The organism is Geodermatophilus sp. TF02-6, from assembly GCF_003319115.1.
In the GTDB taxonomy this organism is placed as follows: Bacteria; Actinomycetota; Actinomycetes; order Mycobacteriales; family Geodermatophilaceae; genus Geodermatophilus.
In genome coordinates, this window is the sequence record NZ_QOHF01000002.1 from 263,339 (window position 1) to 287,145 (window position 23,807).

The window sequence follows — 23,807 nt, forward strand, 5'->3', positions numbered from 1 at the left end:
CCGGCGCGCGTGGGCGCCGGCCGCGGCGGCGGTGCCGGGTCGGTGCTGCTCAGACGGGTGCTGGGGCCTGCGGTGCGGTCGGGTCGAAGACCGGCGCGTACCGGCGCCAGGGCAGCCGCCGCTCCAGCTCTCCGGCGGTCCAGAGTAGCCGCCTCTCGGCTCCCGGGGGGCCGACGAGCTGGACCGCCACAGGGTGTCCCGCCGGGCGGGTGCCGGCGGGCAGCACCAGCGCGGGCAGGCCGGCCAGGTTCCACGCCGCCGTCCACGGCGCCCAGCGGGCGTTGGCGGTCACGTTGGCCAGGAACGACCGCTCGTGCCAGGGGCGGGCGGGCAGCGGCGGCCCGGTGGTCACCGGGGTGAGCAGCAGATCAAGGACCTCCTCGCCCCCCGTCCCTCGCCGGCTCGGGCCGGGCCCCTGCGAGGAGGCCGACCCCGCGAAGAAGGCGGCCATCCGCTCCCGGAACCGCTCGGCGGTCGCCGGCCGGACCAGCCCGGCTGCCCGCACGGCACGCCCGACGCGGGCGTGCGTGCGGCTGCGCGGCTGCAGGTGGGCCGGCGGGATGCCGAGCTGCGCGGCGTCGTCGGCCGCGCCGGCCATCCAGCGGGCCAGCGCGCCGGCCGCGGCGCCCGGGGTGATCGGCGGGTCCCGCCGGACGACGGTGTGCCCGGCCGCGGTGAGCGCGGCGACCACCGTGTCGACGGCGCCCCGGGCCGGGCCGTCGGCGCGCACGCCGGGCAGCGGGGAGCGGGTGGAGACGGCGATCCGCAGCGGCCGGCCGGGCGCCTCGAGCGGGCCGGGCTCCTCCCCCGCCAGCACCGCGTGCGCCAGGGCGAGGTCGGCCACCGTCGTCGCCAGGGCACCGTTGACCGCCATGCCCGACCAGTCGTCCGCGCCGATGCCGCCGGGCACCGCCCCGCGGCCGGGCTTGAGGGTGACCAGCCCGCAGGCGGCGGCCGGCAGGCGCAGCGAGCCCATGCCGTCGTTGCCGTGGGCCAGCGGGACCGCCCCGGAGGCCACCGCCGCCGCGCTGCCCCCGGAGCTGCCGGCCGGGGAGCGGGCGGTGTCCCAGGGATTGCGGGTGACCGTGCCGGGCCCGTCGGTCGAGGCGTACAGGCACAACTCGGGCACGCGGGTGACACCCACGACGACCGCGCCGGCCGCCCGCAGCCGGGCGACGACCGCGTGGTCCTGCGTCGCCGGTCGTGCGGGGGCCGCCGAGCAGCCGTCGGTGGCCAGCTCCCCGGTCACCGCGACGTTGTCCTTCACCGCGACCGGGACGCCGGCCAGCGGCAGCGAGCTGCGGCCGGGCGCGGTGTCGACCGCGGCCGCCTCGGCCAGCGCCGCCTCGGAGCGGACGACGCGGAAGGCGCCCACGCGGGGCTCGACCTCCTCGAGGTGTGCCAGGTGCGCGCGGACGACGTCGACGGCGGTGAGCTCCCCCGCCCGCACCCGCGCGGCCAGCTCGGTGGCCGGGAGGCCGACGATCTGACGGGTCGCGAGACCTCCGCTAGCGTCCATGCCCGCGACCGTAACGGCGATCGGCGACACTCTCCGAAGGGGAGGCTGGGATGAGCTACACCGGCGACGTGGAGGTGGGCGGGCCGGCCGACGTCCGCGAGCTGCCCGGCCTGACGATCACCAAGCTCGCGGTCAGCGAGATGGCCAACAACGCCTACCTGCTGCAGGACACCGCCACCGGCCAGGCGCTGCTGATCGATGCCGCCGCCGAGCCGGAGCGGCTGCGGCAGCTGATCGGGGACGCCGACCTGCGCACCGTCGTCACGACGCACGGGCACTGGGACCACCACCGCGCGCTGCCCGACGTCGTCGAGGCGACCGGGGCGACCACGGTGGCCCACCCCGCCGACGCCGGCGACCTGCCGGTCCCCGTCGCCCGGCCGGTCGAGCACGGCGACGCGGTGGCGGTGGGTGAGCAGACCCTCGAGGTCGTGCACCTGCGCGGGCACACCCCCGGCAGCATCGCGCTGGTCTGGCGCGGCCCCGGGGACACCGGCACCCACGTCTTCACCGGCGACAGCCTGTTCCCCGGAGGTCCTGGGCGGACGACGAATCCCGAGGACTTCACCTCACTGATGGACGACGTGGAGGAACGGGTCTTCGGGCAGTTCGACGACGGTACGTGGATCTATCCCGGCCATGGCAAGGACACCACCCTCGGTGCCGAGCGGCCCCACCTGCCGGAGTGGCGGGAGCGCGGCTGGTAGCGCCCGTCACGCGTGCCGGGTGGGGATCACCTGCGTGGGTGTGGCTCTGATCTCGTGGCCACCGGAGGTCAAGCAGCGGCCACTGGTGAGGTCGAAGCGCCACCCGTGCAGTGCGCACGTCAGCGTGCCGTCTTCGACACTGCCGAACCGCCCGAGGTCTGCGTTCAGGTGCGGGCAACGGCGCTGCACCGTCCAGCCGTCGAGCTCGATGTCGTGCACATCGCCGTCGTTCTGCTGGTCGTACCAGTTCTCGACGTAGTCGATCCGCTCTTCGGACAGGCACTTGAAGAAGGTGTAGACGTATTCGTTGTACTGCCCGACGCGGCTCGCTCGAAAGCGCAGGGACAGGAAGAGACTGTTGGACCAGTCGACCTCGCGGCGGGCGACGTTCGTCGCCACGAGGTCCGCGGACGTGGACAACCGGTAACGGCAGGCCTCGCCGGCGTAGCTGCGGACCTGCCGGGCGGTGAAGTCGACGACGATGGAGCACTCGCCGATGTCGAGGCGCACCGGGCCGGCCACCCCGGCGCAGATGTTGTCGGCTCGCTGCAGCAGCGGCTCCCACCACGCCCTGAGCTGTTCCAGCAGGTCGTCGGGCACCGGCGCGCGGCTCTGGCGCTCACGCCGAAGCGCTGGCTGGGCCCGGCGCTGGTATCCCCGGAGGTACTCGCGCTTCTCCGCGAAGATCCGCCGCACCACGTCATCGGAGTACCGGTGGCTGAGCCGGCAGTTCGCGCCGTCGAGTTCTGCGACGCTGCCCGGCAGGAGCAGATGCGCGGACACCTGCGGCCGGCGCTGTGCGATCTCCGCCAAGAACTCCACCTGGTCGGTGAAGATGCTCTCACCGTCGACGCCGTGGCCGTTCAGGTCGAAGAGCTCGTCGTCGAGGAAACAGGGCGGCCCTGCGGTGGGGAAGACGTGGGAGGCCTCGACGGCGTCGATGTAGCGCACCGCCCGGTCGCTCTGGCCTGCTCTCTTGCGGCGGGCGAACTCCTTCTTGGCGGCGGGCGGCAGCTCGTACACCATGGGCCACCAGATGGCGCCGGAGAACTGCGTGAAATAGGCGTTCACGTCGCCGAACTCCCGCAGCCGCTCGATGTCCAGCGGATGGGCGTCGTTCTGGTTGAGCAGGGTGGTGCGCCCGTCGTCGAGGCTCAACGCGGAGTCTCCGATGGGGCCGTCGCCGGGCCCCGTCAGCGACGTGATCATGATCCTGAGGCCGTCGCGCACCACGGGGATGCCGCTCTGGGTGCGGAGGAACCGGGTGAAGCCGAGTGCAGTGAGCGCCTGCTCCAGCTCATCGGTGGGGAAGTCCGGTAGCAGCACGGTCGCGTCCTTGCTGACGAAGCGGGCCAGCAGTTCGGCATCGAAGTGGTCCCGGTGCAGGTGCGACACGTACAGGTAGTCGGCCTTGCCCAGGGTCTCCCAGTCCAGGTCGCTGTTGTCGGGAAACGGGAACCACGACCCGAAGAAGGCGGGGTTGACCCATGGGTCACACAGGACGCTGCCCGCGTGGGTCTCGATGAACAGCCCGGCGTGCCCGACCCCGGTCACCCGCATGCTCTCTCCAGGAGGTCGTCGTCGGAACGGCAGCGCAGCGGGTCTCCGACGTGGTGCTGGTGACCGCCGCCCGGTCAGGTCGAGCTCGAGTCTGGCGGCGGCGAGGCCAGGCTGCGACGGGTCCTGCTCTGGCGCTGCTCGGCTCGAACGGACGGCACGGTCACACGCTCGTGTCGACACGCGGCGCTACGGCGCGTGCACCCGGCGCCGAACGGCTAGGGAGTGGGCTGGTCGCCCCCGATCGCTGGGGCCTTCCTCCCGTTGCTGGAGGGAGGGAGAAGGGGCTGGCGGGCGTAGTCGACCCGGACGACGTGGGCGTCGGCGCCGTCGGCAGATCGCCCGTCGCTGCTCCCCGCGTCCCGCTCCTCGAGCATGTTGTGGTGCATGCGGAGCCGGACGACGTCGTCCACGAGCCGGCGCTGGCGCCTCTCGCCGTCGTGGACCAGGGCGCTGTAGTGCGCCAGGTCCTCCTGCTCCGGGGATCCGTCCCGGAACGCGGTGAAGAAGACCAGCGCCGCGGACAGCAGCATGATCAGCGCGACGAGCACGGACAGCAGCAACGCCAGACCGCTCAGGCCGCTGAGCACACCCTCGGTGAACACCCGCACGAACATGACGACGGACACGAGGATCACCAGCAGGGCCACCCCGACCAGGCTGACCCGGGCGGGCACGGACATCTCGCGCCAGTCCGGTTCGCGCCGGTCGTTCTTGTCGTCCCGGCGGATGTGGCCCACGTGGTAGAGCACCCAAGCCGCGCCCGCGGTGGCGAGGACGGACAGCACGACGCTGATCACCAGTCGCAGGCCGACCGGGTGGGCCCAGTCGACGTTGAACACCGAGCTGACGAGCCAGAGCATGACGGGGAAGTCGATCACCGCCAGGAAGAGCAGGGTCAGCGCCTTCGTCGACCGCCTCACGGTGCGGTGCTTCAGGCTGCCGCCCGCCTCCGCCGCGTCGATCTCGGCCTTGACGAAGTCGTGCCTCTCCCGGGCTTCCCGGCGGGTCATGTACTGACCCCGCGGACCACGGACGGGTTCGTCCGGGATGCGCCGGATCTCCAACTCCTTGAGGTGGATCTGCTCGAGCAGGTGCCGGGAGCCCGGGTTGGGACCCGGGATGGGAGCAGGCGGGTCGGTGGTGGTCACGGCAGGTCCTCCTCGTGACCGTCCGTCGGACGGGGCGCTAGTAGGTGATGGTGACCTTGCGCATCTGGGCGGCCGTGGCGTCGTCGAAGGCGCCGTTGACGATCGCCGTCGGCGGCTGGGGCGGGGTCCCGGCGCCGGCGGCGTCGATCGGAGGCGAGCCGGCGGCCCGGAGTTGGTCGGTGAGGAAGGCCTGCACGGCCCCGGCGCGCTCGTCCGCGGTCTGCTGCCGACCGGCGGGGGTGCTGTCCGGCGGGTCGGCCACGTACCCGCGGATCGTGATCGTCGTGTCGGGCTGCGCAGCCAGCTCGGCCGCGATCCGGGCGCTGATGCCGCGGAGGACGTCCTGCGCGTCGGCCGACAGGACGGCGGAGTCCGGCGCGAAGCCCGTCACCGCGTCGAAGAGCGTGACGGTGGTGCGGCCGTCCGGACCCGTCGCCGAGTCGATGCCGGGAACGTCGACGACGGGCGTGTCGGCGGTCGCGACCGGCGGCGAGGGGTCCAGCGGCCGGGCGTCGACGTCGCAGGACCCGCCCGGTGCGGCGGCGGTGCAGATCGCCGTCCAGTAACCGACGAGGGTGTCCCGGACCGGCTTGGTCAGCGGCGGTTGGGCGCCGGCGGTGGCGCCGAGGCCGGTGAACAGCACGTGCCAGCCGGGCAGCAGGTCCTGCAGCAGCCCGCGCTGGGCCAGCTGGGTGACGAGGTCGGCGGGGTCGGCGTTCCAGCCGACCTGGCGCAGGTCGAACCCGCCGGCGGTGCTGAGCCCGTTGCTGACGACGATCAACGTGCCGGGGCTGTATCCGCGCACGGCGTCGTCGATGCCGGCCAGGAGGTCCAGTCCGGGGCGGACGGCGGCCCGGCCGGCGACGGCGTTGCGGACCCGTGCGATGTTGGTGTCGATCAGGTTGTCGCGTTGGAACCCGTGCTCCACCTCGCAGTTCGCGCGGCGCGGAGTCAGCGGCAGGACCTCCGCGGGCTGGCCGCCGGTGCCGGTGTCGGCCGAGGTGACCACCGCGACGCTGCCCCTGCCGTTGCGCCCGTCGGAGACGTCGCCGCTCTCGGCTGCGTCGCGGAGGACCTGCTCGGCCTGCGGGGTCAGCGACGGGCGTGGCTCGGTGGCGGTCCCGGAGGCCAGGACGACGATGGTGTCTCCCTCGGCGGGTTGGCCGCAGTCCGGGGGCGGCGGGACCGCCGAGGCGGCGGTCGAGCCGGCGGCAGGGCCGGTCGCGGTGCTGCCACCGGCGGAGACGCAGCCGCCGATCAGCAGTGAGACGGACCCGAGAGTTCCGACGAGGAACAGCGCCGATCGGCGGATGCGCTCCGGCATCACCCACCTCCCCTGCGCTGCGGCGCCCGGTGGTGAGTCGTCAATACCACCGCCCTCAGGGGCGGTCAACGGATCGAGGCTCTGTCACAGGTTCGCGACGTCACGGGTTCGCGGCGGCGCGAGGAGGTCCGCGACCGGGCAGCGGCTGTTCGACGCGCTGCCCGACGACAACGGGTTCCCGGCCGGCACCGAGGGGCAGCACGTCGTCCCGTCGTGGGACACGAGGACGCTGTACGCGACCGACGACGTCGGCAACACGATGACCCCGATCGACCCGACCACCGGCGCGCACGGCGCCCGCATCCCCGTGGACGACCCGTACGACACGTACCCCACCCCCGACGGCAGCGCGGCGATCTCCGTGGCCGAGGACCGCAAGGCCCTGGTCTTCTACGACCCGCACACGTGGCAGGAGCAGAGCCGCACCCCGCTGCCCGACTGCGCCGGCGTGGACCACGTGGACTACACCGCCGACGGCCGGCTGGCCGTCTCCACCTGCGAGTTCGCCGGGCGGGTCGCCGTCGTCGACATCGCCTCGCGCACCCTGGTCCGGATGATCGACATGCCGGCGCGGGCACCCACGGCATCTACGTCAGCCGGGACGCCCAGCAGCTCTACGTCACCAACCGGGTGGAGGGCAGCGCCAGCGTCCTGGACGCCGACACCGGCGCGGCCGTCACGAAGTGGACCATCCCGCACAGCAGCCCCGACATGGGCGGGGTGACCGCCGACGGCAGCCAGCTGTGGCTGTCCGGGCGGTACGACCGGGAGGTCTACGTCCTCTCCACCGCCGACGGGCACCTGCTGGCTCGCATCCCGTTGGCCGACGGCCCGCACGGGCTGTGCGTCCGGCCGCAGCCGGGCCGCTGGTCACTCGGGCACACCGGCGTCACCCGCTGACGCCGTGGGCCGGGGATCCTGGTGCCAGTACCGGAGCACCGGGTCGACGATGCGCCGGGACCGGCCGACCTCGTCGGCGCGGACCGGCGCACCTCGGTGTACCGGCGCACCGCGCGGTCCCACCGTCCGACGGTCGTCATCGACCTGATCCGGCGGAGGACCCCATCGCTGCGCTCGTCACCAGGGCGGGCCACCGGTGGGCCCACGGCGCCGCGGCTTCGAAGGCGGCCGAGGCACGCAGCACCGTCGCGTCGTCGAGGTGCCGTCCGATGATCTGCATCCCCACCGGCAGTCCGTCGTCGGTCCAGCCGGCGGGGACGCTCGCGGCTGGCTGGCCGGTGAAGTTGAGCGGGTAGGTGAAGTGGAGCCACTCGAAGGGCTCGACCTCGCGCCCGTCGATCGTCGTCGGCCCCTGGATGCCCACCTCGAAGGGCGGGACGGCCAGGGTCGGGGTGACCAGCAGGTCGTGGTCCTGCATGAGTCGCCACATCGCGTTCTGGACGGCTTTGCGGACCATCAGCGCATCGGTGAACTGTTCCGCCGTCCAGGACGTCTGGATGAACTCGACGACGTGCGGGGTCATGTTCTCCGCGCCCACCCGCTCGGCCATGGCGCGCAGGCCGGTGAGGTCGCTCTCGTTGGCCACGATGGCCCAGAACGCCTCGTAGGGCTGGGGCCAGCCCGGGTCCACCGGTTCGACGGTGCAGCCCAGCTGCTCCTCGAACACCCGCACCGCCTCCCCGACGACGGCCCGCACCCGGGGGTCGACCGCCGCGTAGCCCCAGTCCGCGCTGTAGGCGACGCGCAGGCCCGCGATGCCTCCTTCCGTGCAGCTCGACCAGTCGACGTCGCCGGCGGGCAGTGAGAACCGGTCGCGGGGATCGGGCCCGGCGATGACCGACATCAGGAGGGCGCTGTCGGCGACGGTCCGCGTCATCGGGCCGATGTGCTCCAGCGACTCCCAGCTGGAGACACCGGGGTAGCGCTCGTCCTTCGTCCCCGGGTAGAGCGGCACCCGTCCCATCGAGGCCTTGAGGCCGTAGAGGCCGCAGAAGCTGCTGGGGATGCGGACGGAGCCGCCGCCGTCGCTGCCCAGCGCCAACGGCGCCATCCCCGCGGCGACCGCCGCCCCGGAGCCGGCGCTGGAGCCGCCGGAGGTCAGGTCGGTGTTCCACGGGTTCCGGGTCGCCGGGAAGACGGGGTTGTGGCCGACACCGCTGTAGCCGAACTCAGGGACGTTGGTCTTGCCCATGACCACGGCGCCCGCGGCCCTCACCCGTTCGACGACGACGTCGTCCTCGTCGGGGACGAAGTCCTCGTAGGCCTTCGAGCCGGAGACCGTCCGGATGCCGGCGGTACAGATGAGGTCCTTGACCGCCACCGGGACCCCGGCCAGGGGCCCGACGTCCTCGCCCCGGGCGATGGCCGACTCGATCCGTGCAGCAGTACTCCGTGCCAGCTCGGGGGTCGGCGTGCAATAGGCGTGCAGGGTCGGCTCCAGCCGGTCCATCCGCTCCAGCACCGCCTCGGTCACCTCGACCGGCGAGAGCCGCCTCGCGCGGATCTCGGCCGCCATGGTGACGGCGTCCATGCCGCAGATGTCGTCGTGTCGGGTCTCGGCCACGGTCGGTCCCCTCCCCATCTCCGCCCCTCTCCCTCTCCGTCACCTCGTCGACCTCTCCGTCACCTCGTCGACACCTCCCGACGGGTCAGGACGGACTCAGCGGTGCCGCCAGGACCGGCCGTCGCGGGCGATCAGCTCGGTGGCCTCCGTCGGACCCCAGGTGGCCGCCTGGTACAGCGGGATGGGCCGGGGATCCTGGTTCCAGTACTGCAGCACCGGGTCGACGATGCGCCAGGAGCGGCCGACCTCGTCGGCGCGGATGAACAGCGTGGGGTCCCCGATCAGCGCGTCGAGGATCACCCGTTCGTAGGCCTCCGGCGACTGCTCGGCGAAGCTCTCGTAGGAGAAGTCCATGGACGCCTTCTGCACCCGGAACGCGTGGCCGGGCACCTTCGCCCCGAAGACCAGGCTCAGCCCCTCGTCGGGCTGGACCCGCACGACGAGCGCGTCTGGCTCCAGGTCGCCGGAGGTGCCGGGGAACAACGGGAGCTGCGGCGGCCGCCGGAACTCCATGGCGACCTCGGTGACCCGCGCCGGGAGGCGCTTGCCGGTGCGCACGTAGACCGGGACGCCGGCCCACCGCCAGTTGGCGATGTCCAGGCGCAGCCCGATGAAGGTCTCCGTCGAGCTGAGCGGGTCGACCCCCGGCTCCTCCCGGTACCCGGGCATCAGCTCCTCCCGGGTGCCGCCCCGGGAGTACTGGCCGCGGACCGCGTTGGCGGCGATCTCCGGCTCCTCGTCGAGGGGCCGGATGGCGCGCAGCAGCTTGACCTTCTCGTCCCGGATCGCCTCGGGGTGGAACGAGGTCGGCGGCTCCATCAGGAACAGCGACAGCACCTGCAGGACGTGGTTCTGCACGATGTCGCGCATCGCGCCGGTCGTCTCGTAGAAGCCGCCCCGCTCCCCCACCCCGAGGGTCTCGGCGACGGTGATCTGCACGTTGTCGACCCAGGTGCGGTTCCAGATCGGCTCGAAGATCGAGTTGGCGAAGCGCAAGGCGAGCAGGTTCTGCACGGTCTCCTTGGCCAGGTAGTGGTCGATCCGGAAGATCTGCTCCTCGACGAACGCCGAGGACAGGTCGGCGTACAGCTCGCGGGCGCTGTCCTCGTCCCAGCCGAACGGCTTCTCGACGACGACCCGGACGAACGAGTCCCCGTCGGGCGTGCTCAGCCCGGCCTTGCCGAGGCTGACCGCGATGGGGCCGAACAGCCGCGGGGGCGTGGAGAAGTAGTACACCCGGTTGCCCGCCGTGCCGTGCCGGCGGTCGCACTCGGCCAGGACCTCCGCCAGCCGGGCGTACGTGGCCGGGTCGTCGTAGCCGCCGTGGACGTAGCGGGCCCCGGCCGCCAGCTCCTCCCACCGCCGGTTGCCGTCACCGGCCACGCTGCGCCGGCAGAGGTCGCCGAACTCCTCGTCGGTCATCTGCGTGCGGGCCACCCCGACCAGCGCCACCTCCGGCGGCAGCGCCCCGTAGGCGGCGAGCCGCTCCAGGGCAGGTAGCAGCTTGCGGGCCGTGAGGTCCCCCGAGGCACCGAAGATGACCAGGACGCAGGCCGGGGACCGGCGGTCGAGCTCCGTCGTCATCCGGCCGCCTCCTGTCCCGCGGGACCCTCCCCGGTGCTCGCCTGCCTACTCGGGTCGGCGTCCGCCCGCCAGTGGGGGCGGCCCGGCCGGCCGCCGCGCGCACGGCTACCCCTCCTCGAAGAGGGCCACCAGCTCGTCGGCGGTGCCGGCCACGTGCAGCGGGACGACGGAGACCGTCCACTCCGGACGCCGCTGGTCGACGGCGAGAGCGAGGTCCCAGGCCGCGCGGGCGGTGAGCGGGCCGAAGCAGGCGTCGTCCCCCTCGTCGCCGACGGCGACCTCGACCAGCCAGGTGTCGGAGAGGTCGGCGGCCAGCTCGGCGAAGTCCGGGGCGGTGCCGCCGTCGGGTTCGGGCGAGTCGGCCTGGACCGGGTAGACGAGCGCCACGCCGGAGCCTCTCAGAGCCGGACGCCGCGGGTGAGCGCGCCGTCGACGAAGGCCGCCACGATCACGGGGCCGATCCCGCGGGTGCCCCCGGTGACGAGCACGCGGGCGCCGGTGAGCTGCAGGTCCACGGGGGGTCCTCCCGGAGGGGGTGTGCCGGAGGGGGTGTGCCGGTCAGCGCAGCGACGCCGCGCGGCGGCGCAGCTCGTCGTGCAGTCCGCCGTAGGCGCTGGCCGGTGGGAGGAGGGACTTGCGGGCCTTGACCACGGCGCTGTAGTTGACGTCGACGACGTTGGCGATCGGCACCTCGGAGATCTGCGACAGCAGCTGGTAGGCGTCCATCGGGTGCAGCCCGTAGAGCTCGCCGAACCAGCGGACCAGCTCCACCTGGCCGATCCGCCAGGCGTCCTCGAGCGGGCGGCTGGAGCCCACGGTCATCCAGTGGGTGTCGTCCTCCAGCCGGGGCCAGCCCGGCGCCCCGCCCTTGACCAGGTCGACGAGCAGCGTCGTGGTCATGGCGCCCTCGACGGCGGTGCCGCAGGCCTCCCCCTCACCCTGCCGGTAGTGCCCGTCGCCGACGGAGAACAGCGCGCCCGGCACGAAGACCGGCAGGAAGCAGGTGGCGCCGGGGCGCATCTGCGGGGTGTCCATGTTGCCGCCGAAGCGCTCGGGCACCAGCGAGCTGCGCACCTCCCCGCCGGGCGGGGCGACGCCGACCGTGCCCAGCATCGGCTCGACCGGCAGGGCGATCTGCAGGTCGGTGCGCTGCGCGGCGAAGGTCACCGTGTTCGCCGCCCGGTCCAGCTCGTAGATCCAGGTGGTGTCCGGCAGCGGGTCCTGCAGGGTGGCGACGCGGTCGGTGCTGGTCAGCCCGCCGAAGAAGGGGATCGCGGCGGACGCACCCCAGTCCCGGGCCGGCTCCATCGCGACGAAGTGCAGGGCGAGGGCGTCTCCGGGCTCGGCGCCCTCGACGAGGAACGGGCCGGTCTGCGGGTTGATGAAGCGCAGGTCGACCTTCGCGCCGGAGAGGTCCTCGGTCGAGCGGAGGGTGCCGTTGAACGCGTCTTCGGACCACACCCGCAGCGCCGTCCCGGGCCGCACCCGCCGCAGCGGGGCCACGCCGCCGAACGTGTACGCGTACTGCTCGAACGTGGGCACGACCTCGACGACGTCCATGCCGCACCCTAGGCCGCAGGCGGGGTCGGCGACGTCGCGGTCCCGCCCCGCAAGCGCACCCGGTCGGGGGTCAGCTCCCCGACCGACGGGACGCCGAGCAGCTGCAGCGTGCGGGTGATCTCGCGGGCCAGGAGGTCCGCCGCCCGCTGCACCCCGCGCTCACCGCCGGCCATGAGCCCGTAGAGGTAGGCCCGGCCGACCAGACAGGCCCGGGCGCCGCAGGCCACGGCGGCGACGACGTCCCCGCCGTCGAGGATCCCGCCGTCGAGGTAGACCTCGGCCCGGTCCCCCACCGCGGCCACCACCGCGGGCAGCTCCTCCAGCGGTGTCGGGGCGCGGTCGAGCTGCCGGCCGCCGTGGTTGGAGACGACGACGGCGTCGGCGCCGGCGTCCACGACCGCGCGGGCGTCGTCGGCCGTCTGCACGCCCTTGACCACCAGCGCGCCGGACCAGGCCTCCCGCAGCGCCCGGACGTCGGCCAGCGTCGCGGCCGGCTCGAAGACCCGGTCGGCGAGCTCGGCCACGGTGCCGCCCCACGAGCGCAGCGAGGCGAACTCCAGCGGCTCGGTGGTCAGCAGGTCGATCCACCAGCGCGGGTGGACGGCGGCGTTGGCCATGGTGCGCAGGGTCAGCGCCGGCGGGATGGTGAACCCGTTGCGGACGTCGCGCAGCCGCGGCCCGGCCACCGGGGTGTCGACGGTGAGCACCACGGCCTCGTACCCGGCCTTCGCGGCCCGCTCCACGAGGGCCTGGCTGGCCTCGCGGTCCCGCCACAGGTAGAGCTGGAACCACTTCCGGGCACCCGGCGCCGCCTCCGCGAGGGCCTCGATGGTCGTCGTCCCCATGGTCGACAGCGCGTGCGGGATGCGGACCCGCTCGGCCACCCGGCCGACCGCGACCTCGCCCTCGGTGTGCATGAGCCGGGTGAAGCCGGTCGGCGCGAACACCAGCGGGAGGGCCGACGGGCGGCCGAGGACCGTCGTCGACGGGTCGACGACGGAGACGTCGCGCAGCACGCTGGGCCGGAACTCCACCCGGGCGAACGCCTCCCGCGAGCGGCGCAGGCCGATCTCCGCGCCGGCGGCGCCGTCGGTGTAGTCGAACACCGCGCGCGGCACCCGGCGGCGGGCGATCGCGCGCAGGTCGGCGACCGTGGCCGCTGCGGCCAGCCGGCGGTCGGTCGCGTCCCCGGGCAGGCGCCGGGGGCGGACGAGCTCGCGCAGTTCGGACCAGCGGGGCACGCGGCGCTCGACCACGGGGCCTCCTCCTGTCGGCGTCCGCCCCACCCTGCCAGGCTCGGCCGGGCTCGCTCCTCGGCGACGGCGCGGCGGCTGCGCTCGTCGACCGCCGGCGTCCGCCCGGCCCGGGGGCACCGGTGGGGCAGCAGGTGCCCGTGGGACGACACGGCCACCGTCCCCGGGCGCCGGTCCCCGATCGCGGTTAGGTTGCCGGTCGAGTGGTGCAGGTCACCGACGACCGCGACCGGAGGACGAGCCGATGCTGTACAGCGCATACGAGTTCCAGCGTCGGGCGGGGGCGCCCGTCGTGGCGGCGTCCGAGCTCACCGCCCGGGCGCTGCACGCGCTGCCGCCGGCACTGGCCCGCGGGCGCGGCGTGCGCCACCTGCGCGCGGCCTGCGACATCGTGGCGCGCTCGCGGCCCACCCACGACCGGCCGGCCTACGGCATCGACGCCGTCCGGGTGGGCGACCGCACCTCCCCCGTGGCCGAGCACGCGGTGTACCGGACGCCGTTCGCCACCCTGCTGCACTTCCGCAGGCCGTCGGTCGAGGACCAGCCCCGGGTGCTCGTGGTCGGCCCCATGTCCGGGCACTTCACCACGCTGATCCGGCCGACCATCCGCACGCTGCTCGCCGACCACGACGTGTTCGTGTTCGACTGGCACAACGTGCGCGACGTCCCGCTCGCGCACGGGCCGTTCGGCCTCGACGAGTACGTCGAGCACGTGGTGGCGGCGCTGCGGCACCTCGGCGCCGGGGTGCACGTGGTGGGCGTGTGCCAGCCCGCCGTCCCCGTGCTGGCGGCCGTCTCCCTGTTGGCCGCGGACGACGACCCCGCGCAGCCGGCCAGCCTCACCCTGATGGCCGGCCCGGTCGACACGCGGGTCAACCCCAACCGGGTCAACGCCGTGGCCGAGCGGCGGCCGCTGTCCTCCTTCGAGCGCCGGCTCATCCACACGGTGCCGGCGCGGTACGCCGGTGCGGGGCGGCGGGTCTACCCCGGCGTCGTCCAGCTGACCGCGTTCATGTCGATGAACGCCCGCCGGCACCTGGGTGCCCACGTCCGCCTCTACCGGGACCTCGTGGCCGGCAACGCCGAGCGGGCCGCCGCCACCCGGGCCTTCTACGACGAGTACGGCGCGGTGATGGACGTCCCGGCCGAGTTCTACCTGGAGACCATCGCCCGCGTCTTCCAGGAACACTCCCTGGCCACCGGCCGGTTCACCTGGCGCGGCCGACCGGTCGACCCGGGCGCGATCCGGCAGACGGCGCTGCTCACCGTGGAGGGCGCCCGCGACGACATCTGCTCCCCCGGGCAGACCCGCGCCGCGCACGGGCTGTGCACCGGCATCCCGGAGGAGCACAAGCGGCACCACCTGCAGCCGGGTGTCGGCCACTACGGCGTCTTCAGCGGCTCCCGATGGGAGGCGGAGGTCTACCCGGTGCTGCGCGACTTCATCGCCGCCCACGGCGGCGACCGCGCCCTGACCGGCTGACCGCGTTCCCCGCGCTCAGTCCGGCCGGGCCGCGCGCACCGGGACCGCGGCCCGCCCGCCGCCGCCGGGCGGCGGTGCACCGGCTGCGTCCTCGTCGGGCGGCCCGTCCGGGCACGGCGCCGTGGGCAGCCAGCGGGCCCACCAGCGCAGCAGGTGCTCCAGCCGCGCCAGCCGGTGCCGGGGCCGGCCGGGCCTGCCGCCCTCCCCGGGGAACAGCAGCAGCTCCGACGGCACGCCACGGCGCTTGAGCTCGCCGTAGAGCCGCAGCCCCTGCTCGCCCGGGCAGCTGCTGTCCTGCTCGCGGTGGACGACGAGGGTCGGCGTGGCGATCGGCGCCGCCGGCCGCTCCGGGTCCGGGTGCCGGTCCACGCAGCACCCGACGTCGGAGGCGGCCGGGTCGGCCGGGCCGTCCTCGCAGACCGCCGCGGCGAACCGGGCAGTCCGCCCGACCAGCAGGGCGGCGAGGGAGCCGCCCTGGACGCCCACCCGGTGGGCGTCCAGGGCGGGGTCCGCGAGCGCGGCGTCGAGGAGGGCGACGGCGTCGTCGGCGTCGCGCGGGCCCGCCGCGCCGCGCGGGTCGCACCGGACGACGGCGTGGCCGGCCGACACCAGGACCTGCGTGTCCTCCGACAGCGACCAGCCCTCGGGGCGGTGCGGCCCGCCGGGGACGAGCAGCAGCACCGGGTGCGGCCCGGGGCCGTCCGGCACGGTCACCCACCCGTGCACCGGCGAGCCGTCGGACGCGGTGGCGAGCAGCTCGCGGGCCCGGTGCAGCCGGCCGGTCGCGCCCAGGGCCCGGCCGAAGCCGGTGAGCAGCCGCCGTCGTCCCGGGGTGATCGCGATCAGTTCCCCGGCGGAGCGGTCGTGCGCGACCGTGGCGACGACGACCCCGCCGCCCACGGCCACCCCGCGCACGGTGAACGGCCCGTCGACCAGCGCCTGCGGCGGACCGCCGTCCAGCGGCACCCGCAGCAGCTCCACCCCGCCCCGGCGCCGGACGCCCAGGTGGGCCGCGCCCGCGGCCAGCACCGTCGCCGGCGTCTCGTCGCCGCGGTCGGTGGACCCGGGGTCGAGCACCGGCTCCACCGCGCCCCCGGCGGCCGGCACCCGGCACAGGGTGGCGCCGCTGTCGGCGACGTCGCGGCCCTCGGGGCCGAGGTCGGGCCGGGCGGTGAGGTGGATCCAGGCCCCGGAGGGGTCGTAGGCGGGCAGCGCGCACCGGGCCCGCCCGTCGGTGACCCGGCGCGGCGTCCCGCCCGCGGCGGGGACGGCGTGGACGTCGCGGACCAGGTCGCAGTCGGCCCGCGGGTGGCGGGCGGAGACGAAGGCCAGCTCGGCGCCGTCCGGGCGCCAGGTCACGTCGGTGTCGTCGGCGGGACCGTCGGTGAGCTGTCGCGGCTGCGGGAGGGGCGCGCCGTCGTCCTCCCCGTCGGGCGGCAGGTCGAGCACGAAGACGCACCGCGGGCCCGCGCCGTCCCGCCGGTACCGCAGGGTGGTGACCAGCCGCGGAGCGCCCGGGTCCCCGGCCGGCACCCGGGCGGTGTAGGCCAGCCGGCGGGAGTCCGGCGCCCACACCGGGGCGCCGGCGCCGAGCGGGGAGGCGGTCAGCCGCCGCGGCGCCCCGCCGGCGGTCGGCAGCAGGCAGATCTGCGGCGGCTCCCCGGGCTCGGCGCCGAGGTAGGCCAGCCAGCGGCCGTCCGGCGAGAACGCCGGTGCGCGGTCGCGGGCGCCCGAGGTCAGGGCGCGGGCCGGCGCGGAACCGTCGGTGGGCACCGCCCACAGCTGGCTGCGGAACCGGTCGCCGTCGAGGTCGGGGCGGGCCACGGCCACGACCGCCATCCGCCCGTCCGGGGAGACCGCCGGCACGCCCGGGGTGCGCAGCAGCTCGATGTCTTCAGCACGCATGTGCGGTGTGGTCAGGACGCGTGGTCGATCGGGTGCACGGGGAGTGACGCTAGACCACCGGAGCGTGCACGTCGGGTCAGTGGCGAGGGGTGTCCTCCCCGACTCCGCGCCCTTCCGGCGCCGCGTCGCCGGCCCGCCGTTCGGCCTCGGCCAGCGCATCCGGCCCCTGACTGCCCACCGACCCGGCGACCTCGGCGTCGGTGGGCGCCGGCTCGGGCAGCTGGCCGCGCGTGCGCACCAGGCTGGCGACGGTGGCGACGACGAGGACGCCGAGGATGATGGCCAGCGACAGCCAGATCGGGATCTCCGGGACCGCCTCGACGGGCTCGCCGCCGTTGATGAACGGCACCTCGTTGGTGTGCAGCGCCTCCATGACCAGCTTCACGCCGATGAAGGCCAGGATCACCGCCAGACCCAGGGAGAGGTACACCAGCCGCTTGAGCAGGCCGCCGAGCAGGAAGTACAGCTGCCGCAGCCCCATGAGCGCGAAGACGTTGGCCGTGAAGACGATGAACGCCTCCTTGGTCAGCCCGAAGATCGCCGGGATGCTGTCGAGGGCGAACAGCAGGTCGGTCGTGCCCAGGGCCAGGAAGACGACGATCATCGGCGTCCACAGCTTGCGGCCGCCCTCGACGACGCGGATCTTGTTGCCCTGGAAGTCCGAGGTCATCGGCAGCACCCGGCGCAGCCGCCGGATGAACGCGTTCTCCTCGTACTCCTCGTCCTCGCCGTGCTGCCGGACGAGGTTGATCGCCGTGTAGACCAGGAAGGCGCCGAAGAGGTAGAAGACCCAGGTGAAGCGCTCGATCACCGCGGCGCCGAGCAGGATGAACACCCCGCGCAGCACCAGGGCGATGATGATGCCGACCATCAGGACCTGCTGCTGGAGGGCCCGGGGGACGCGGAAGCGCGCCATGATGATCACGAAGACGAACAGGTTGTCGACCGAGAGGCTGTACTCGGTCAGCCAGCCCGCGTAGAACTCCGTCGCGTACCGCGTGTCGGTCACCGCGAGCAGCACCGCCCCGAACAGCAGCGCCAGGGCGATGTAGAAGCCCACCCACAGGCTGGCCTCCTTGACGGAGGGCTCGTGCGGGCGCCGGGCGATGATGGCCAGGTCGGCGAGCAGCAGGACCGTGAGCCCCACGAACGTCGAGACCTCGAACCAGACGGGGAGCTCCACGAACTCCCACTCTAGGGGGCGCCCTCCCGGCGGGCCCCTGGTCGTCCGGGTGCGCCGGGCCCGCCTCGAGGTGGGGCGGGCCCGGCGGCCCGGTCAGCGGGGCCGGGGCGCGGCGTCGGTCCGGGACGCCCGGGTGGCACCGGAGTCCGGGCCGGTCTCGGCGGGGCCTCCGCCCCCGGACCGGCCCTGGGGACCCTCGGCGCCGGTCACGGTCGCGTCGCCTGGCGACGTCGGGGTCCGGTCCGGGCTGCCGGCGTGCGGGTCGCGGTCGCCGGGCCCCTGGGCGAGGAGCCTCCCGCCGTCGGCGGCCGGGTCGCCGGCGCCCGTGGAGGACTCGATGCCGCGCGCCCGGTCGCGGCGGTTCTTGACCAGGCTGGCCACCGTGGTGACCGCGAGGGTGACGAGGATGACCGTCAGCGACAGCCAGGTGGGCACCTCGGGGATCACGGTCACGTGATCGCCGCCGTTGACGAACGGCAGCTCGTTGGTGTGCAGGGCGTGGATGAGCAGCTTGACGCCGATGAAGCCGAGGATGACGGCCAGGCCGTAGGACAGGTAGACGAGTCGGTCGAGCAGGCCGTCGATGAGGAAGAACAGCTGCCGCAGGCCCAGCAGGGCGAAGGCGTTGGCGGTGAAGACCAGGTAGGTCTCCTGGGTCAGCCCGAAGATGGCCGGGATCGAGTCGACGGCGAAGAGGATGTCGGCGCTGGCGATGGCGACCAGAGCGATGGCCAGCGGCGTGATGTACCGCTTGCCCCGCAGCTTCACGACCATCCGGTCGGAGTGGTAGTCCTCGGTGGTCGGCAGCACGCGACGGGTCAGCCGCAGGACGGCGTTCTCGCGGAACTCCTCGTCGTGCGAGTGACCGCCGCTGCGGGCCTGGGCCCAGGCGGTCCAGACGAGGAAGCCGCCGAAGACGTAGAAGACCCAGCTGAAGTTCTCGATCGCCGCGGCGCCGACGAAGATGAACACCGTCCGCAGCACCAGGGCGAAGGCGATGCCGAAGAGCAGCACCTTCTGCTGCAGCTCGCGGGGTACCGCGAAGCTGGCCATGACCAGCACGAACACGAAGAGGTTGTCCACCGAGAGGCTCTTCTCGGTGACGAAGCCGGCGAAGTACTCCCCGCCGTACTCCGGGCCGGCGAACCAGAGCACGAGCAGGCCGAACACGACGGCGATGCCGACGTAGACGGCCGACCAGACCGCCGACTCCCGCAGCGTCGGTGCGTGCGGGGTGCGCACGTGGCCGACGAAGTCGAACACGAGCAGGCCGATGATGGCGGCCACCGTGACCGTCCACACCCAGAAGGGGACGTCCATACCAGGGGTACCTCCGGAGACTGGCGAGTGTCAGTACCGGAGGTCTCTCCCGCCGCCGGGCCGGCGACCGGCGGGGCCGGAGGTCGGGTCACGACCTCGTGGTGACGACTCCGCCGCGCAGGGATACTCCCCTCCACGCGGACCCCGTCGACGGGCAGGCGTCATCGCCCGCGCACCGTGGGTCCGCAGCGTGCAACGAGCGGGGCCCGCGATCGGTTCCCGCCGCGTCCGGTTCAGGCGTGCGCGGCGTCGAGCTGGCGCAGCTCCTTCTTGAGCTCGGCGAGCTCGTCGCGCAACCGGGCGGCCACCTCGAACTGCAGCTCCCGGGCGGCGGCGAGCATCTGGTCGTTGAGCTGGGTGATGAGGTCGGCCAGCTCGTTGCGCGGCAGCCCCTGGGCGTCGATCCCGCCGGCCTTGGTGACCGAGCCGGCCTTCGTGCGCGACGAGAGGCCGGGCACCGGTGCCTTGCCGCGGGACTGCTGCCGGCCCGAGCCGCCGATCAGCTCGGCGTCGCCGGCGTCCTCCGCCTCGCGGTAGATGCCGTCGAGGATGTCGACGATCCTCTTGCGCAGCGGCTGCGGGTCGATGCCGCGCTCGCGGTTGTAGGCGATCTGCTTCTCCCGGCGCCGGTTGGTCTCCTCGATCGCCGTGGCCATCGAGGGGGTGACCGTGTCGGCGTACATGTGCACCTGCCCGGAGACGTTGCGGGCCGCGCGGCCGATCGTCTGGATCAGCGACCGGTTCGACCGGAGGAAGCCCTCCTTGTCGGCGTCCAGGATCGCGACCAACGACACCTCGGGCAGGTCGAGGCCCTCGCGCAGCAGGTTGATGCCGACCAGGACGTCGTACTCGCCCTGCCGCAGCTCCCGGAGCAGCTCGACCCGGCGCAGCGTGTCCACCTCGGAGTGCAGGTAGCGCACCTTGATGCCGAGCTCGAGCAGGTAGTCGGTGAGGTCCTCGGCCATCTTCTTGGTCAGCGTGGTCACCAGGATCCGCTCGTCCTTCTCCTCGGTGCGCTCCCGGATCTCGTGCACCAGGTCGTCGATCTGCCCCTTGGTCGGCTTCACCACGACCTCGGGGTCGACCAGGCCGGTCGGCCGGATGACCTGCTCGACGACCTCGCCCTGCACCCGGCCCAGCTCGTAGTCGCCGGGGGTGGCGGAGAGGTACACCGTCTGGCCGATCCGGTCGGTGAACTCCTCCCACTTCAGCGGGCGGTTGTCCATCGCCGAGGGCAGCCGGAAGCCGTGCTCGACGAGGGTGCGCTTGCGGCTCGTGTCGCCCTCGTACATGCCGCCGATCTGCGGCACGGTCACGTGCGACTCGTCGATCACGAGCAGGAAGTCGTCGGGGAAGTAGTCGAGCAGGCAGGAGCCCGCGCTGCCGGCCGCGCGGCCGTCGATGTGCCGCGAGTAGTTCTCGATGCCGGAGCAGAAGCCGACCTGGCGCATCATCTCGATGTCGTAGGTCGTGCGCATGCGCAGCCGCTGGGCCTCCAGCAGCTTGCCCTGCCGCTCCAGCTCGGCCAGCCGCTGCTCCAGCTCGGCCTCGATCGAGGTGATCGCCCGCTCCATCCTGTCGGGGCCGGCGACGTAGTGGGTGGCCGGGAACACGAACAGCTCGTCGACCTCGCGGACCACCTCGCCGGTGAGCGGGTGCAGGTAGTACAGCCGCTCGACCTCGTCGCCGAACATCTCGATCCGGACGGCGAGCTCCTCGTAGACCGGGAACACCTCGACCGTGTCGCCCCGCACGCGGAAGGTGCCGCGGGTGAAGGAGAGGTCGTTGCGGGTGTACTGCTCGGTGACCAGCGTGCGCAGCAGCTCGTCGCGGTCGCGCTCCTCCCCCACCCGCAGCCGCAGCGCGCGGTCGACGTACTCCTGCGGCGTGCCCAGGCCGTAGATGCAGGAGACCGTGGCGACCACCACGACGTCGCGGCGGGTGAGCAGGCTCATCGTCGCCGAGTGCCGCAGCCGCTCCACCTCCTCGTTGATCGAGGAGTCCTTCTCGATGTAGGTGTCGGTCTGCGGGACGTAGGCCTCGGGCTGGTAGTAGTCGTAGTAGGAGACGAAGTACTCGACGGCGTTGTCCGGCAGCAGCTCGCGGAACTCGTTGGCCAGCTGGGCGGCCAGGGTCTTGTTCGGCGCCATGACCAGCGTCGGCCGCTGCACCTGCTCGACCAGCCAGGCGGTGGTCGCCGACTTGCCGGTGCCGGTGGCGCCGAGGAGGACGGTGTCGGCCTCCCCGCGGCGGACCCGCTCGGCCAGCGCCTCGATCGCGGCCGGCTGGTCGCCCGAGGGCTGGAACTCGCTGACGACGCGGAACCGCCCCTGCGTGGGGACGATGTCGGTGGTGGCGCGCACGAGGACGACGGTACGACCCCCCGGTGACAGGACGACGCCCGTGAGCCACCAGCACACCGGCGGGGCGGGCGGGTCGTCGCGCGGGCTGTCGTGAGCGACGTCTCGGGTGACGCCGCCCGCCGGAGGGTTGGGCCGCTGCCGACGAGGGCACCGGGGACCTCGGAGCAGCACGCGCACCGATCTCCCCGGCGAGGCTCGCCGCTGGGAGGCCACTGGCCCCCGGCCCACCCGGGGGCACCAAGCAGGAGGACCCCGTTACATGAACCTGGTGTGGCCCGGCACCGCCTACCCCCTCGGCGCCACCTTCGACGGCACCGGCACCAACTTCGCGGTCTTCAGCGAGGTGGCCCAGAAGGTCGAGCTGTGCCTGTTCGACGACGACGGCACCGAGACGCGCATCCTGCTGCCGGAGATGGACGGCTACGTCTGGCACGCGTTCCTGCCGGGCATCCAGCCCGGCCAGCGGTACGGCTACCGGGTGCACGGCCCGTACGACCCGGAGCAGGGGCTGCGCTGCAACCCGAACAAGCTGCTGCTCGACCCGTACGCCAAGGCGGTCGACGGCCAGGTCGACTGGCACCCGTCGGTCTTCGGCTACGACTTCGAGACCGGTGAGCGCAACGACGAGGACTCGGCGGCGCACATGCCGAAGTCCGTCGTCGTCAACCCGTACTTCGACTGGGGCGTCGACCGTCCGCCGCGGACCCCGTACCACAAGACGGTCATCTACGAGGCCCACGTCAAGGGGCTGACGATGACCCACCCGGACGTCCCGGAGGAGCTGCGCGGCACCTACGCCGGCATCGCCCACCCGGCGGTGGTCTCGCACCTGCAGGACCTCGGCGTCACCGCGATCGAGCTCATGCCGGTGCACCAGTTCGTGCAGGACGACACCCTGCTGCAGAAGGGCCTGCGCAACTACTGGGGCTACAACACCATCGGGTTCTTCGCGCCGCACGACGAGTACGCGAGCAACACCGACAACGGCATGCAGGTGACCGAGTTCAAGGGGATGGTCCGCACCCTGCACGAGGCGGGCATCGAGGTCATCCTCGACGTGGTCTACAACCACACCGCCGAGGGCAACCACCTCGGCCCGACCCTGTCGTTCAAGGGCATCGACAACCGGGCGTACTACCGGCTGGTCGAGGACGACCCGCAGTACTACATGGACTACACCGGCACGGGGAACTCGCTGAACGCCCGCACCCCCCAGGCGCTGCAGCTGATCATGGACTCGCTGCGCTACTGGGTCACCGAGATGCACGTCGACGGGTTCCGCTTCGACCTGGCCTCGACGCTGGCCCGCGAGCTGCACTCCGTGGACCGGTTGTCGGCGTTCTTCGACCTGGTGCACCAGGACCCGGTGGTCAGCCAGGTGAAGCTGATCGCCGAGCCGTGGGACGTCGGCGAGGGCGGCTACCAGGTGGGCAACTTCCCGGCGCTGTGGACCGAGTGGAACGGCAAGTACCGCGACACCGTCCGCGACTTCTGGCGCGGGGAGAGCGCGACGGTCGGCGAGTTCGCCAGCCGGATCACCGGCTCCTCGGACCTCTACCAGCACTCCGGGCGCCGTCCGGTCGCGAGCATCAACTTCGTCACCGCCCACGACGGGTTCACCCTGACCGACCTGGTCTCGTACAACGAGAAGCACAACGAGGCCAACGGCGAGGGCAACAACGACGGCGAGAGCCACAACCGCAGCTGGAACTGCGGGGTGGAGGGCGAGACGGCCGACCGGGAGGTGCTCACCCTCCGCGCCCGGCAGCGGCGCAACTTCCTGGCCACGCTGATGCTCAGCCAGGGCGTGCCCATGCTGCTGCACGGCGACGAGCTCGGCCGCACCCAGCAGGGCAACAACAACGGCTACTGCCAGGACTCCCCGCTGACCTGGATCCACTGGGACGACGTCGACGAGGGGCTGCTGGCGTTCACCAAGCGGGTGACCCGCATCCGCGCGGAGCACCCCACGTTCCGCCGCCGCCGGTTCTTCCACGGCCGGCCGGTGCGGCGCGAGGAGGGCGCGCCCGTGCAGGACATCGCCTGGCTGACGCCGACCGGCGACCTCATGACCGAGGACGACTGGGACGCGCACCACGCCAAGTCGATCGCGATGTACCTCAACGGGTACGGCATCCGGTCGACCGACGAGCGCGGCGAGGACGTCGTCGACGACCACTTCTACCTGGCCTTCAACGCCACGCACGAGCCGATGGAGTTCTGCCTCCCCGCCGAGGAGTACGCCGCGGCGTGGACCGTCGTCGTCGACACCGCGGAGATGGGGGACGTCGAGCCGCGGGAGCTCAAGCCCGGCGAGACGATCACCCTGCAGGACCGGTCGATGGTCGTGCTCAGCGCGCCGCGGCGGTCGTGA

Annotated in this window: 17 protein-coding genes; 4 read left to right on the forward strand and 13 right to left on the reverse strand. The window is 73.4% G+C overall.

Annotation, left to right across the window (positions count from 1 at the left end; translation table 11 throughout):
- Positions 1-49: 49 nt before the first annotated feature.
- Positions 50-1,519 carry an amidase gene (locus DQ238_RS03270; protein ID WP_113779857.1) on the reverse strand — a complete coding sequence of 490 codons (1,470 nt, stop codon included), beginning with the start codon at positions 1,517-1,519 and terminating at the stop codon, positions 50-52.
- 50 nt (positions 1,520-1,569) lie between these two features.
- Between DQ238_RS03270 and DQ238_RS03275 the strand changes: the two genes are divergently transcribed.
- On the forward strand, positions 1,570-2,226 hold the full coding sequence (locus tag DQ238_RS03275) for an MBL fold metallo-hydrolase (protein ID WP_113779858.1): 657 nt from the start codon (positions 1,570-1,572) through the stop codon (positions 2,224-2,226).
- A gap of 6 nt (positions 2,227-2,232) precedes the next feature.
- On the opposite strand, the gene DQ238_RS03280 is transcribed toward DQ238_RS03275, so the two are convergent.
- The 3 genes from DQ238_RS03280 to DQ238_RS03290 form a co-directional block, all read right to left on the reverse strand.
- Positions 2,233-3,786 carry a Rieske 2Fe-2S domain-containing protein gene (locus DQ238_RS03280; protein WP_113779859.1) on the reverse strand — a complete coding sequence of 518 codons (1,554 nt, stop codon included), beginning with the start codon at positions 3,784-3,786 and terminating at the stop codon, positions 2,233-2,235.
- 215 nt (positions 3,787-4,001) lie between these two features.
- Entirely contained in the window at positions 4,002-4,934 is a 933-nt protein-coding gene (locus DQ238_RS03285) for a hypothetical protein (RefSeq protein WP_113779860.1), read from the reverse strand.
- Positions 4,935-4,971: 37 nt separating this feature from the next.
- Positions 4,972-6,258, reverse strand: a complete 1,287-nt coding sequence (locus DQ238_RS03290; RefSeq protein WP_113779861.1) for an OmpA family protein — start codon at positions 6,256-6,258, stop codon at positions 4,972-4,974.
- Positions 6,259-6,663: 405 nt separating this feature from the next.
- Here DQ238_RS03290 and DQ238_RS24320 point away from each other — a divergent pair, with 405 nt between their 5' ends.
- A complete protein-coding gene (locus DQ238_RS24320) occupies positions 6,664-7,158 on the forward strand; it encodes a YncE family protein (RefSeq protein ID WP_370447498.1) in 495 nt (164 codons plus the stop codon).
- A gap of 136 nt (positions 7,159-7,294) precedes the next feature.
- On the opposite strand, the gene DQ238_RS03300 is transcribed toward DQ238_RS24320, so the two are convergent.
- From DQ238_RS03300 to DQ238_RS03325, 5 genes are all read right to left on the reverse strand, one after another.
- Positions 7,295-8,782 carry an amidase gene (locus DQ238_RS03300; RefSeq protein WP_199506102.1) on the reverse strand — a complete coding sequence of 496 codons (1,488 nt, stop codon included), beginning with the start codon at positions 8,780-8,782 and terminating at the stop codon, positions 7,295-7,297.
- Between the two features lie 96 nt (positions 8,783-8,878).
- Positions 8,879-10,366 carry a glucose-6-phosphate dehydrogenase gene (gene zwf, locus DQ238_RS03305; RefSeq protein ID WP_113779862.1) on the reverse strand — a complete coding sequence of 496 codons (1,488 nt, stop codon included), beginning with the start codon at positions 10,364-10,366 and terminating at the stop codon, positions 8,879-8,881.
- Positions 10,367-10,471: 105 nt separating this feature from the next.
- Complete coding sequence (locus DQ238_RS03310) at positions 10,472-10,753, reverse strand: hypothetical protein (RefSeq protein ID WP_113779863.1); 282 nt, start codon at positions 10,751-10,753, stop codon at positions 10,472-10,474.
- 171 nt (positions 10,754-10,924) lie between these two features.
- A complete protein-coding gene (locus tag DQ238_RS03320) occupies positions 10,925-11,926 on the reverse strand; it encodes an acetamidase/formamidase family protein (protein ID WP_113779864.1) in 1,002 nt (333 codons plus the stop codon).
- A gap of 8 nt (positions 11,927-11,934) precedes the next feature.
- Entirely contained in the window at positions 11,935-13,182 is a 1,248-nt protein-coding gene (locus DQ238_RS03325) for an alpha-hydroxy acid oxidase (RefSeq protein WP_113779865.1), read from the reverse strand.
- Between the two features lie 241 nt (positions 13,183-13,423).
- Here DQ238_RS03325 and DQ238_RS03330 point away from each other — a divergent pair, with 241 nt between their 5' ends.
- Positions 13,424-14,662, forward strand: coding sequence for a polyhydroxyalkanoate depolymerase (locus tag DQ238_RS03330; protein ID WP_113779866.1), 1,239 nt, complete (start codon positions 13,424-13,426; stop codon positions 14,660-14,662).
- Between the two features lie 15 nt (positions 14,663-14,677).
- Here the strand turns inward: DQ238_RS03330 and DQ238_RS03335 are convergent, their stop codons facing one another.
- From DQ238_RS03335 to uvrB, 4 genes are all read right to left on the reverse strand, one after another.
- On the reverse strand, positions 14,678-16,567 hold the full coding sequence (locus tag DQ238_RS03335; RefSeq protein ID WP_113779867.1) for a prolyl oligopeptidase family serine peptidase: 1,890 nt from the start codon (positions 16,565-16,567) through the stop codon (positions 14,678-14,680).
- A 76-nt stretch (positions 16,568-16,643) separates the two neighbouring features.
- The gene (locus tag DQ238_RS03340) at positions 16,644-17,750 is read right to left on the reverse strand and encodes a TerC family protein (RefSeq protein ID WP_113779868.1); all 1,107 of its coding nucleotides are present in this window, start codon (positions 17,748-17,750) and stop codon (positions 16,644-16,646) included.
- A 93-nt stretch (positions 17,751-17,843) separates the two neighbouring features.
- On the reverse strand, positions 17,844-19,070 hold the full coding sequence (locus tag DQ238_RS03345; RefSeq protein ID WP_113779869.1) for a TerC family protein: 1,227 nt from the start codon (positions 19,068-19,070) through the stop codon (positions 17,844-17,846).
- Between the two features lie 233 nt (positions 19,071-19,303).
- Positions 19,304-21,433: an excinuclease ABC subunit UvrB gene (uvrB, locus tag DQ238_RS03350; protein ID WP_113779919.1), complete on the reverse strand. Its 2,130-nt coding sequence runs from the start codon at positions 21,431-21,433 to the stop codon at positions 19,304-19,306.
- Between the two features lie 259 nt (positions 21,434-21,692).
- Here uvrB and glgX point away from each other — a divergent pair, with 259 nt between their 5' ends.
- On the forward strand, positions 21,693-23,807 hold the full coding sequence (gene glgX, locus DQ238_RS03355; protein WP_113779870.1) for a glycogen debranching protein GlgX: 2,115 nt from the start codon (positions 21,693-21,695) through the stop codon (positions 23,805-23,807).

Bases quoted from the DNA above. Each gene is read 5' to 3' on its own strand.
- DQ238_RS03330 (WP_113779866.1), top strand. From the start codon at position 13,424: ATGCTGTACAGCGCATACGAGTTCCAGCGTCGGGCGGGGGCGCCCGTC.
- DQ238_RS03320 (WP_113779864.1), bottom strand. From the start codon at position 11,926: ATGGACGTCGTCGAGGTCGTGCCCACGTTCGAGCAGTACGCGTACACG.
- DQ238_RS03335 (WP_113779867.1), bottom strand. From the start codon at position 16,567: ATGCGTGCTGAAGACATCGAGCTGCTGCGCACCCCGGGCGTGCCGGCG.
- DQ238_RS03280 (WP_113779859.1), bottom strand. From the start codon at position 3,786: ATGCGGGTGACCGGGGTCGGGCACGCCGGGCTGTTCATCGAGACCCAC.
- zwf (WP_113779862.1), bottom strand. From the start codon at position 10,366: ATGACGACGGAGCTCGACCGCCGGTCCCCGGCCTGCGTCCTGGTCATC.
- DQ238_RS03270 (WP_113779857.1), bottom strand. From the start codon at position 1,519: ATGGACGCTAGCGGAGGTCTCGCGACCCGTCAGATCGTCGGCCTCCCG.
- glgX (WP_113779870.1), top strand. From the start codon at position 21,693: ATGAACCTGGTGTGGCCCGGCACCGCCTACCCCCTCGGCGCCACCTTC.
- DQ238_RS03275 (WP_113779858.1), top strand. From the start codon at position 1,570: ATGAGCTACACCGGCGACGTGGAGGTGGGCGGGCCGGCCGACGTCCGC.
- DQ238_RS03345 (WP_113779869.1), bottom strand. From the start codon at position 19,070: ATGGACGTCCCCTTCTGGGTGTGGACGGTCACGGTGGCCGCCATCATC.
- DQ238_RS03290 (WP_113779861.1), bottom strand. From the start codon at position 6,258: ATGCCGGAGCGCATCCGCCGATCGGCGCTGTTCCTCGTCGGAACTCTC.